The following is a 12,056-nucleotide window of genomic DNA, read 5'->3' on the forward strand; positions in this document are numbered from 1 at the left end:
TGATAGCGGATTATGTTTTAAAAGAATTGGTTTGTTTTATTTTATAATATACCAATAATTATAGCAGTTATTAAAAATAACTTATTTTGTTTATGATATAAAAATTTATTTAAAATAAAAATCAATGACCTAGTGTTATCTCTAATAATTAAATAAAAATATCATTGTGTCGATAAAAAATAAATCTTATCGATATGCGCATATAGGTATTTTTATCATGAGTATTAAACGAACCGTAAAATTAGGCTCTTCTTTACTGTTATTGATTTTTATTCTATCGTCTGCCTTATCTTCATTTTTTATTTATAAAATGCAAAACAATTTTACTCAAGTTGATGTCTTATCTGCACGTTATGACGATGTGTTGATGGCTCGTTATCAACTGGCTATTATGCGTTCTAATGTCAATTATCTATTACAAGACAAAGATAGTCGTGTCGCAGATCGTAACAAAATTATTCAGCAAAATAAAAAGCTAGCTATCATGGCTAAAAACACCATGGAAACATGGGTGAAAGAGAAGAAAATGACTGTTGCAGCACAAAAAAATGCTGATGATATTTCGACGTTATTTTATAATCTGATAGATAAATTAGTTTTAGATCCTAATAAATTAGCGACAATAAAGATAAAAGCTAATCAATTTGATCAAGATTTTGAACATCTTGATCAATTATTTGAAAAATATATTCAGACTAGAAATAAAAATAGTCTCTACCTTACTCATAAACAAGATTCAATGGTTGAGTTTTCTATCTACTCAACAATTATCTCATTAATTATTTTATTAATTGTTTTGTACTTTGTGCTTCATTGGATCAATAAAACCTTTGTCTCTAATCTTAATACATTGTCTGAGATATTAAATAAAGTAGGTAATGCAGACTTGGTTTTTTCTGTACCACAAGTAAAAAATGATGAGTTTGGTAAACTTTTTTCCCGTGTCAGTGATATGCAAAAAGCATTAACCTCGACAATCTTTTCTGTCAAAAAAGAGGCTATGGATATAAAAGGGGGCGCATTTAAAATTGCTTCTGGTAATCAAGAGCTTTCATCTCGTACAGAAGAACAATCCAGTGCGTTACAACAAACCGCTGCCAGTATGGAGCAGATCAAAATAGCCGTTGCTAACAATACCGATAACACAATTGAAGCAAATAATATTATTAATCAATCTACTGACATTGTTATGGATGGCGCTAATGTCATGAAAGAAGCCGTGTTATCGATGAAGAAAATAGAACAAGGTGCAGTGAAAGTTGGGGAAATTAATGATGTTATTAATAAATTAGCCAATCAAACTAATATTTTGGCCTTAAATGCCGCCGTAGAAGCAGCAAGAGCAGGCGAACAAGGGCGTGGGTTCACCGTTGTGGCAGCTGAGGTACGGAACTTAGCCGCAAAAAGTGCTGAAGCAGCAAAAGAGATTAGCCAAGTTCTTAAAGCATCTATCAATGATGTTACCTATGGTACAAATTTAGTGAATAAAAGCGGTGAGTGCATGCAAGAGATTGTCTCTTCCATTTCAAAAGTAAACAAAATCATGCAAGGGATTAGTTTAGCGTCTGAAGAGCAACGTCTTGGTGTCGAACAAATTGCAGTAGCAATTAATCAAATGGATACGGTAGTACAACAAAATGCCTCTTTGGTCGATCTCGCCGCCTCTTCTACCATGATGTTAAACGATAAAGCACAAGTACTGATGGATAATGTCGCAGTCTTTAATATTGACGATCTTGAAAAAGAGCCAGAGCAGAAACAAGAGTTAATCAATGAACAAGAATAAACTACCATAATAGTATAAAACATCATCTTTTATCACTGAGGGTGGTGTGTGTAAAACATTTGTGTCGATAATTCTGATTAATGAGTAAATAAAATCTATCCACTGCCGATATATGAATACATTTATGTTATTTAATTACCGGGGTGGATTATTTCATGAGTATTGAAAGAACAGCGAAAGTAGGCTCTATTATACTATTAGCTATTTTCTTAGTGACATCAGCTTTATCATCGTTTTTTATTTATCAAATGCAGGATAATTTTGCTTCATTAAACTCGTTAACCACGAGATTAAATAATGTACAAGAGGCAAGATATGAACTAGCAACCATACGCTCTCATGTTAACTTTTTAGTCAATATTGGTCATGAAAATTTAGATATGCAAGAAACCAAAGCTCGATTAGTTTCTGAAGCTAAAACATTAGCGGCTAAATCAAAAGCGACAATTAACGCTTGGGAAAGGGAAAGCAAAATCAGTGCTGACGCACAAAGAAACTCAGAACAATTATCGGCACTATTTATCAAACTCGTCGATACTATTATTGCGCCTATTGATACGCTAGCTTATGAAAATATTGATTTATCGAAAGATTTTTCAAAACTTGCTGAGTTGTTTGATGAATACTTAGTGATAACTCAAAATGTTAATGATCAAATTGAAGACGAACAAAAATGGATGTTTCAACTCTTTATTTACACTACATGTATTGCTTTAGTGATACTGATTGGACTGCTTTATTTAGTGATCCGTTGGGTTAATAAAACCTTTCTCTTTAACCTCAATACGCTCTCTGCCATTTTGCAAAAAGTGGGAGAAGGGAATTTAAACTTCTCGTTACCCAAAAATAGAAAAGATGAGTTTGGTACACTATTTTCTCATGTCGGTGATATGCAAAATGCACTGACATCGACTATTGGTTTGGTGAAAGAAGAAGCATTAGTGATCAAAAGCGGTTCAGCAGAAATCGCAGCGGGTAATCAAGATCTCTCTTCTCGTACAGAGGAGCAAGCGAGTGCATTGCAACAAACCGCAGCCAGCATGGAAGAGATAAAAATTGCGGTAGTGAATAATACTAATAATGCCGTATTAGCAAACTCTATCACAGCACAAACGCGTGATTTGGCTATCGATGGCGCTAGCATTATGAATGATGCTATTACTTCGATGAAAAAAATTGAAGTCGGTACGTTAAAAGTCGCTGAAATCAATGATGTGGTAAACAATATTGCCAGTCAAACCAATATTCTTGCGTTGAATGCGGCAGTGGAAGCCGCTCGTGCAGGGGAGCAAGGGCGGGGTTTTACAGTTGTTGCAACAGAGGTTCGCAATTTAGCGGCCAGAAGTGCGGAAGCCGCTCGTGAAATTAATCAGATTATTCGAGCTTCTGTGGCGGATGTCGCACATGGTCGTGAACTGGTTAATAAAACCGGTGAGCATATACAAGAAATTGTCACCTCAATTACCAAAGTAAGCGATATTATGCAGGGAATTAGCATTGCATCGGAAGAGCAAAAAGTGGGAATTGAACAAATAGCCGTCGCGATAAACCAAATGGATTCTGTGGTTCAGCAAAATGCGGCTTTAGTAGAACAAGGAGCCACCTCAACCATGATGTTAGATGAAAAAGCACAAAATCTGACCGATAAAGTATCAGTTTTTCAAATCAAAGAATAAGCTTATCTTTAATTAATACATTAATATTTTAGTAAAAATAAACTCACCTTAGTTGAAATATTAGGGTGAGTTTTTTTATTTTATGGCTAATCGATAAGGCGATTATTTCTTTTCTCTTCGTTTATTATTGAAAAATAATTATAGACAGCGCAAACTTTAGTGTTGTTAATAGTGCAATATAAAAACAGATAACTATTCCCTTCACCTGCAAATGACGAGGTTATTGCGTATCGATATTAAACAGTTATTTTATTTAATCGCTTTGGATAAAACGCAACATTTTGGTCAAGCTGCCGAGATGTGCCATGTTACACAACCTACCTTATCAATGCGATTACGTAATTTAGAAAAAGAGCTTGATGTGGTTCTTATCAAGCGTAGTTCTCGCTTTGAGGGATTTACCGAAGAAGGTGAGAAAATATTAAAATGGGCGAAAACTATGCAATCTGCTTACGATGGATTACAAGCAGAAGCCGCTAACTTTCGACAGCAACTATTTGGGCAACTGCGTATAGGTATTGTGCCTTTAACCAATTTAAATCCTATGCTGATGTTGCAGAAAATATCGGCACTATTCCCTGAGATAAGTTTTCAAGTGCTCTCAACGAATAGTGAAAATATTATAGATCGACTTAATAGTAATAGTCTTGATATTGGTATCTGCTATTTGGAAAAAGCGAATACTCAACAGCATGAAATTTATGCATTAAAACAAACGGAGTTAGGGCTTTTATTTCATCGCAATCACTTTATGCCTTCAACAAGAACTATCTCGTGGCATGAAGCGGTTAAACAACCATTGGCTTTATTAAATAAAGAGAATCACTTTAGGCAATCCGTGGATTTAGCTTTTCAGCGTTATAACTTACACCCCAAGGTGTTGGTCGAAAGTAGTTCTACATTACATCTTATACAATCAGTTAATGCAGGGTTTTGCGCCTCGATTGTCCCTATTGCTAAAGGTATGGAAAATCTCAGCCAAGATCTAGATGTTGTACCTATTGTTGATGCAACCATTAATGCCCCATTGGGGATTGTGATCCGCAAAGAAGAGCCGCGCTCTATATTAATTGAAAAATGCTTTGCACAAATGCGTACTTACTTAGAAAGTACAGGTCTATAGATGGATAGAGATAAAAAGGCGAGTATTAATAAATAGCTCGCCTTTGTTTTTTGTTTTGCGTATGAATTATGATTAAGCGACTTGTATTTTTTTATCATAAATTCTGACAGGTATTGCTTTATAAGAGGGGGTTCCACTCTCTTTATCAATATAATCTAATGGTACAAGGACATTGGCTTCTGGGTAATAAGCGGCCACTGTGCCAGGAGCAATGCTAAATGAAACAACAGTTATATTATCAAGCTGTAGTTTTCTATTTTCGCTGACCGTTTCAATGGTGACTTTATCACCTTCGTTTAAGCCTCTTGCTATCATATCGACATTATTCATAAACAGTATATCGCGTCTACCAAAGATGCCACGATAGCGATCATCAAGTGCATAAATGGTCGTATTATATTGGTCATGACTACGAATAGTGACTAAACGAAGAACATCATCACCCATGACCATTTTATTCTCTTTCACACCTTTAAATACCGAGAACATGGCTTTACCTGTGGGGGTATTCCAAACTCTCTCAACGGCAGGGAGTGGCATACGGAAACCACCGGGGATACGAATTCGTTGGTTGTAATTATCAAATCCGGGAATGGTTTTTTCAATCATATCGCGAATAAGATCATAACTTTCCGTAAATCTTAGCCATGGGGTTTTGCTATCTGTCAGTGTTGTAGCAGCCATTTTTGCAACAATGACAGGCTCTGATTTTAATAATGGTGAAGCGGGTGTTAATTTACCAGAAGAGGCATGCACCATTGACATTGAGTCTTCGACCGTGATGGATTGACGACCTAATGCTTGTACATCTAATTCTGTTCTCCCCAAGCAAGGTAATATAAAGGTATTTTTTGCCGTTAATAAATGTGAGCGATTTAATTTAGTGCCGATGTGTACACTTAAATCAAGCTTTCTCATTGCAGCAAATGACTGTTGAGGGTCGGGTAATGCCACGGCAAAATTACCCCCTAAACAAATTAACGCTTTTGCTTTGCCATCAACCATCGCTTGCATTGCGTTAACTGCATCGTGACCATGTTTATAAGGTGGTTTAAAACCAAAAGTTTGTTCTATTTTTTGTAAAAATTCGACAGATGGCTTTTCTGTGATCCCAACAGTTCGGTTACCTTGCACATTAGAATGCCCACGTAATGGGCATATGCCAGCACCCGGCTTACCAATATTCCCTTTCATTAATAACAAATCAGCAATCAGACGCACATTCGCTGTACCTTTGTTATGTTGGGTGATCCCCATACCATAGGTAATAATGGTGGCCGGAGAATTGGCATAAAGGAGTGCGACACTCTCAATATCTGCTTGCGAAAGGCCACTTTCACTTTCAATATCTTGCCAAGAAGTTTGTTTAAGATCTTCAACTACGGCTTCAAAACCTAGTGTATGCTCAGCAATAAAATCGTGGTCGAGAATGTTTCCACGCTCATTATCCCACTCAATTAAGGTTTTCATAATGCCTTTTAACGCCGCAGCATCACCACCGGCTTTGACTTGATAATAAGATGAGGCGATATTGGTTGAGCTATAAGTCGCCATCTCAATAACACTTTGAGGGTCGGTAAATCGCTCTAAAGCACGTTCTTTCAATGGATTAAATACAACAATAGGTACACCACGACGAGCTACTTCATGCAGTGTTCCCATCATTCTTGGGTGATTAGTTCCAGGGTTATGTCCAATGGCAATAATGAGTTGAGTATTATCAAAGTCATCTAAAGAAACTGTGCCTTTACCTATGCCAATCGATTGAGGTAAGCCTACACTAGTCGGTTCATGACACATATTTGAGCAATCAGGAAAATTATTGGTGCCATATTCTCGCGCAAACAGTTGGAATAGATACGCGGCTTCGTTGGAAGCTCTACCTGAGGTGTAGAATTCAACACTATCAGGTGATGGCATATTTCTTAATAGTTCACCAATACGAGTAAATGCTTGCTCCCAAGTCACAGGACGAAGAGTGTCAGTATCTGCATCATAAGCGAGAGGATGGGTTAAACGACCGTAGCCTTCTAATTCGAAGTCTGACTTTGTCAGCAATTCTGTTACGGTATGTTGTGCTAAAAATTCAGGTGTGACTCTTTTTTTTGTTGCTTCCCATGTGACCGCTTTAGCTCCATTTTCACAAAATTGGAAAGTAGAATGATGCTCTTTGTCTGGCCATGCACAGCCGGGGCAATCAAAACCATCAGGCTGATTAGTATTAAGCAATGTTTTAGGTGCAATAAAAGCATCCATTTGAGTGCGTACCGCGATTGCTGTTGCTTTTAATGCCCCCCATCCTCCTGCGGGTCCATTATAGGGTTTCACTCCAGGAATAGGTGATTTTTTCTTACTCATATAGACATTCCTAAAACGTTAATAATAATATTTAATGATGAATAGTTGGCAGGTGAATATAAAAAGCAATAAGGTTATATAATTTAAAATATATTTCTTACTAGAAATAAAGGATATATTTAGACTTATTAATACCGATAAATAATAATTTATTGGTATTAAAGTTATATAATCTGCAATTCTTCTGTTACTTAAGAAGTTAAAATAATGTAATTATATTGTCAATGAGTAAAATAGGCTAAATGACGCTTTATAACTTTATTTTATATGATGATAGAGCATATCTATCGTGTGATAAAATCAATTTATTTGACTCTCTGTTATTACTTGGTTAAAAATGTTAATACGCTAATGGACAAGTTTTTTAAACTTGATTTATTGAAAAAATGACGAAATAACAGTTTGTTGGCTACCATGGTATCGTTATGTGATTTATTGCGTAATGATTTTTTGTTGTTCTCTTTTTTAGTAATTAAGAGAGGGGAATTTAAATAGTATATCTATATAAATTCACTATTTTCAGTTTTTACTTTCTGAACATAAAGTGAAATTAATCAGCATTCATAATAAAAAATAAATAAGATTTTTGTGAGAAAAATATAATTAGGATAATAGAAAATGAATAAATTTATAGAATATAGATTTATATCGAGAGAGGCATTATGTTTGGATTAGATGCTTTTCACCTAGCAAGAATACAATTCGCGTTTACCGTTTCATTTCATATTATATTCCCTGCTATCACCATAGGATTAGCTAGCTTTCTAGCCCTATTAGAAGGCTTATGGTTAAAAACAAAAGAACCAAGTTACCTTTCTTTATATCAGTTTTGGATAAAAATTTTTGCCGTAAACTTTGGTATGGGTGTGGTATCAGGGTTAGTGATGGCATATCAATTCGGGACTAACTGGAGTGGTTTTTCACAATTTGCCGGTAGTATCACAGGGCCGATGCTAACTTATGAAGTCTTGACCGCCTTTTTCTTAGAAGCGGGATTTCTTGGCATTATGTTGTTTGGTTGGAATAAAGTGGGGCGAAAACTTCACTTCTTTGCAACTTGTATGGTAGCGCTTGGCACATTGATTTCTACTTTTTGGATCTTGTCATCCAATAGTTGGATGCAAACACCACAAGGCTATGCTATTGAAAATGGTGTTGTCGTGCCTGTTGATTGGCTACAGGTCGTGTTTAATCCTTCCTTCCCTTATCGTTTATTGCATATGTCTATTGGGGCTTTTTTAGCCAGTGCTTTATTTATCGCCTCTTGTGCCGCGTGGTTATTATTAAAAGGACAAAATACAGCACCTGTACGAAAAATGTTTTCTATGGCCTTATGGTTAGTACTAATTATTGCCCCCATACAAGCGTTTGTAGGTGATGCTCATGGATTAAATACACTAGAACATCAACCGGCTAAAATCGCAGCTATAGAAGGGCATTGGGATAATGCAACGAAAGAAGCGACTCCGCTGATTTTATTTGGCATCCCAGATATGGCAGAAGAAAAAACAAAATATGCGATTGAAATTCCTTATTTAGGTAGCCTGATCCTTACCCATAGTTTAGATAAGCAAATTCCGGCATTAAAAAGTTTTGCACCGGAAGATAGACCTAATTCTACCATTATATTTTGGTCATTTAGAGTCATGGCAGGATTAGGTATGCTGATGATTTGTTTAGGTTTGTTGAGTATTATTTTACGTAAGAAGAAAAGACTCTATCACTCACCCTTTTTCTTACGCTTTGCTTTATTAATGGGGCCTACAGGGCTGATTGCGATCCTTGCGGGGTGGTTTACCACAGAAATTGGCCGTCAGCCTTGGGTTGTTTATGGTCTACAACGTACCAAAGATGCCGTTTCTGCTCATGGTGATATTCAAATGAGTTTGAGCTTATTGGCCTTTATTTTGGTTTATTTTTCAGTATTTGGCATCGGGTATTTTTATATGGTGCATCTGATGAAAAAAGGCCCTGTAGTGCTTAAATCCGACCAATTAACACAGGGTGAAAAATAATGAATATTGATTTTTCGATGATTTGGTTTGCGATCATTATTTTTGCCACGCTTATGTATATTATCGCAGATGGATTTGATCTGGGGATTGGCATTATTTTACCTTTTACCCGAGATAAAATACAAAGAGATACCATGATTAATAGTGTGGCACCGGTTTGGGACGGCAATGAAACATGGTTAGTATTAGGAGGGGCTGCGCTCTATGGTGCTTTTCCTCTTGCCTACGCAGTTATTATTGATGCGTTAACAATACCACTGACATTGATGCTTATTGGGCTTATTTTCCGTGGTGTGGCATTTGAATTTCGCGTTAATGCACTTCCTAAACATCGCCTATTTTGGGATTCAGCTTTTATTGGTGGCTCTTTTCTTGCTACTTTTTGCCAAGGGATCACAGTAGGTGCAGTTATTAATGGTTTTAATGTGACAGAGCGCCATTTCAGTGGCTCGGCATTGGATTGGTTAACACCATTCCCTATTTTCTGTGGTTTTGCTTTGTTAGTCACTTATGCATTGTTAGGCAGTTCATGGTTGATTATGAAAACAGAGCATCAACTGCATCGTAAAATGTGCACTATAACGGTGTATCTGGCTATTATATTGCTGGTGGTGATTGCAATAGTAAGCTTATGGACACCACTTACACATGCAGATATTGCACAACGCTGGTTTAGTTTACCTAATTTATACTTTTTATTACCTGTTCCGTTGCTCGTATTGGCTTGTGCTTGGGGCATTGTTCGTAGTGCCTATAACTATGGTCATTATCAGCCTTTTCTATTATCACTTTTATTGGTACTTATTGGTTTTGCAGGATTAGGGATCAGTATCTTTCCTTATATTATTCCACCTTCTATTTCGATTTGGCAGGCGGCAGCTCCTGTTTTAAGTCAGCAATTTATGTTAGTTGGGGCGGTTATAATTATTCCTGTGATATTAGCCTATACCAGTTGGAGTTATTATGTATTTCGTGGAAAGGTAAATGCCAATGAAAGTTATCATTAGTCATTTTTTAACAATAAAACCAACGAAAAAGAAAACTCGTTGGTATCAACAAATCGGATGGATGATAATTATTTGGTCTTTAAGTGTATTAAGTCTTGCGATTATCGCCTCATTATTTAAATTATTAATGTACAGCGCAGGAATGAGAGCGCATTAATAACATAAAAGATGTATTATTAATAAAAAAGACAGTGTTATTAATTAACACTGTCTTTTTTATTTGTTTTTATTTTATTAATTACAATAAATTATAATATTGGTCGGGTTTAACTTTGATGGGGAGTGGGGTGATATCTTGCATCTCTAATAAATTCCTTTCTATGGTGTTACATATTGCATTTAATGGTAAGTCATTGGCAGAAACACCGAATGGATCTTCTAACTCTTCAGCTAATGAGTCCCAAGATAAAAAAGTATAAGAGATAAATACGGAAACAAATGGCGTCATATAGTGGAGATCGGCAACCAATGCAAAAGGTAGCAGAGCACAGAATAGATATACCGTACGTTGCAATATGAGCGTATAGGCAAAAGGTACAGGAGTATTTGAAATACGTTCACAGCCACCCAATACATCAGATAAGTTATTAATATCTTTATTAATTGATTGAAAGATAACATCACTTATTACTTTGTTATCTCGCAATTCGCCAATTTTTAGGCCAATATGTAATAAAATCCGATTAGTGGGGTAAGGGCTATTCATTATCTCATCAAATAAAGGTCGGGGTAAGAGGCGATAGAGATCGACCATTGGGTTTGTTTTTCTTAGCTCATGTTTTAGACTCCAACTAAAAGCAATAAGTAGATTGGAAAAGTCACGATTAAATTGTTTATCTTCCGGTAATAAGGCTTTTATATTTCTTAATATGTTGCGATGGGTAATTAACATATTTCCCCATAATGTCCTTGCCTCCACAAGTCGGCTATAACTTGCATTATTTCTAAAACCAAGAAATATTGCGATAGCAATACCTAATAAACTAAATGGGGCAACAGTTAAATGAATACCTAATAATTCATACTATTGATAAACCAAAATAGCGATAATAGACATTGCAATATTAAGACATAAGCGAAAGATTATTTTTGATAGCACTGAACCGTGCCAATCAAATAACCGAAAAAACCAGTGTTGATTAGGACGTATGACCATAATAGTAGTGATATAAAAAGAAAGTTTGTTAAGTTATTATCGCAATAAAATAAATAATAATCTAATTAATTCTATTGAAAGATTAAGGTTGTTATATCAACAATATAGTTGATATAGCCCAGCCCGAAAGTTCAGACTTTCATAATACACTTAATTTCTTTCCTCATCTTCAGAAAGGGAATAATTCAAATGCTGAACCAATGGGGTATTTTCAAAAAAACTTAAGATTTTTAAGTTTGTTTTTGTCCATCACTTCAAACCCTTATAATTCCATTCTCTTTTCTTATGTATTCAATACAAATATTCAAAAGACCTTCAGTGACATAACTCAGAAATGCAAGCTCTTCATCTAGCCACTGGCGTAACTGTTCTTCGGTAACAGAATAAACCTCATTATCAAAAATTTGAGATCCTTCGTTTTCTTCATTAACATAGCACCCGATCACTTCATCAAATAAAACCGTGCCTTTAAACTCGTTATATAAATCCATATCTGTACACATCCGCTCCAGTGGGGGTAATTCCTGCGACCCAAAATAGTCATCCAATTCTTCATTGGTATAAATAGCGGATTTGAGAATATGTTTCCATACATGTTCTGGACAGTATTTTTTTGTATTAATTAAACTAAATCGTTCTAGCCCGCTTTCTTCGATGGGTTCTGGATAGATAGTAATGAAAGCGGAGTATGTAAAAGTAAATTTTTTGCGTAATAGCTCCATTAATAACGGATTTACTTTTTCATATTTTTCATAATCAGTGTGTAGGGATTCAAGCATTGTTCTTAATGTTATGAGACATTGGCATTTTTCAAAAAGAGTTTTGCTTATTGTTGTTGCATAAACAGCTTGCTTTGCTTCTTTTTCATAATCTTCAATATTGTTATACTCTTTGAAGGTTTTAAAATCCTTTTCAGTTATTGTGTTTTTTCTTGC

Annotated in this window: 8 protein-coding genes and 1 pseudogene; 6 read left to right on the plus strand and 3 right to left on the minus strand. The window is 35.7% G+C overall.

Going from position 1 to position 12,056, the window contains the following annotated elements:
- Positions 1–217 precede the first annotated feature (217 nt).
- The 3 genes from AACU98_RS17660 to AACU98_RS17670 all read left to right on the plus strand — a co-directional run bounded on the left by AACU98_RS17660 (position 218) and on the right by AACU98_RS17670 (position 4,585).
- Positions 218–1,786 (plus strand): methyl-accepting chemotaxis protein, encoded by a 1,569-nt coding sequence (locus tag AACU98_RS17660; RefSeq protein ID WP_004245601.1) that lies wholly within the window; start codon positions 218–220, stop codon positions 1,784–1,786.
- A 155-nt stretch (positions 1,787–1,941) separates the two neighbouring features.
- A complete protein-coding gene (locus tag AACU98_RS17665) occupies positions 1,942–3,462 on the plus strand; it encodes a methyl-accepting chemotaxis protein (RefSeq protein ID WP_004249448.1) in 1,521 nt (506 codons plus the stop codon).
- A gap of 223 nt (positions 3,463–3,685) precedes the next feature.
- A complete protein-coding gene (locus tag AACU98_RS17670) occupies positions 3,686–4,585 on the plus strand; it encodes a LysR family transcriptional regulator (RefSeq protein ID WP_020946213.1) in 900 nt (299 codons plus the stop codon).
- A 72-nt stretch (positions 4,586–4,657) separates the two neighbouring features.
- On the opposite strand, the gene AACU98_RS17675 is transcribed toward AACU98_RS17670, so the two are convergent.
- Positions 4,658–6,943, minus strand: coding sequence for an FdhF/YdeP family oxidoreductase (locus AACU98_RS17675; protein WP_060961197.1), 2,286 nt, complete (start codon positions 6,941–6,943; stop codon positions 4,658–4,660).
- 662 nt (positions 6,944–7,605) lie between these two features.
- On the opposite strand from AACU98_RS17675, the gene AACU98_RS17680 reads away from it, so the two are divergent.
- From AACU98_RS17680 to AACU98_RS17690, 3 genes are read left to right on the plus strand one after another with little or no spacing between them, the layout of a single operon-like run.
- Positions 7,606–8,958, plus strand: a complete 1,353-nt coding sequence (locus tag AACU98_RS17680) for a cytochrome ubiquinol oxidase subunit I (protein ID WP_161735281.1) — start codon at positions 7,606–7,608, stop codon at positions 8,956–8,958.
- Positions 8,958–9,965 carry a cytochrome d ubiquinol oxidase subunit II gene (gene cydB / locus AACU98_RS17685; protein WP_161735283.1) on the plus strand — a complete coding sequence of 336 codons (1,008 nt, stop codon included), beginning with the start codon at positions 8,958–8,960 and terminating at the stop codon, positions 9,963–9,965. Before AACU98_RS17680 ends, cydB begins: the two co-directional genes overlap by 1 nt.
- Positions 9,943–10,122: a DUF2474 domain-containing protein gene (locus AACU98_RS17690; RefSeq protein WP_161735285.1), complete on the plus strand. Its 180-nt coding sequence runs from the start codon at positions 9,943–9,945 to the stop codon at positions 10,120–10,122. The genes cydB and AACU98_RS17690 overlap by 23 nt, the downstream gene beginning before the upstream one ends.
- A gap of 81 nt (positions 10,123–10,203) precedes the next feature.
- Here the strand turns inward: AACU98_RS17690 and AACU98_RS17695 are convergent.
- Both AACU98_RS17695 and AACU98_RS17700 read right to left on the minus strand, forming a co-directional pair.
- A pseudogene (locus tag AACU98_RS17695) lies at positions 10,204–11,121 on the minus strand (bestrophin family protein).
- 254 nt (positions 11,122–11,375) lie between these two features.
- Positions 11,376–12,056 (minus strand): DNA-binding protein (locus tag AACU98_RS17700; RefSeq protein ID WP_161735287.1); only part of this gene is annotated, 681 nt, incomplete at its 5' end.

Source organism: Proteus sp. G4380 (assembly GCF_963885725.1).
GTDB lineage: Bacteria > Pseudomonadota > Gammaproteobacteria > Enterobacterales > Enterobacteriaceae > Proteus > Proteus mirabilis.

Coding starts and splice junctions, on each gene's coding strand:
- AACU98_RS17660 (WP_004245601.1), top strand. CDS start 218: ATGAGTATTAAACGAACCGTAAAATTAGGCTCTTCTTTACTGTTATTG.
- AACU98_RS17665 (WP_004249448.1), top strand. CDS start 1,942: ATGAGTATTGAAAGAACAGCGAAAGTAGGCTCTATTATACTATTAGCT.
- AACU98_RS17675 (WP_060961197.1), bottom strand. CDS start 6,943: ATGAGTAAGAAAAAATCACCTATTCCTGGAGTGAAACCCTATAATGGA.
- AACU98_RS17680 (WP_161735281.1), top strand. CDS start 7,606: ATGTTTGGATTAGATGCTTTTCACCTAGCAAGAATACAATTCGCGTTT.
- cydB (WP_161735283.1), top strand. CDS start 8,958: ATGAATATTGATTTTTCGATGATTTGGTTTGCGATCATTATTTTTGCC.
- AACU98_RS17690 (WP_161735285.1), top strand. CDS start 9,943: ATGCCAATGAAAGTTATCATTAGTCATTTTTTAACAATAAAACCAACG.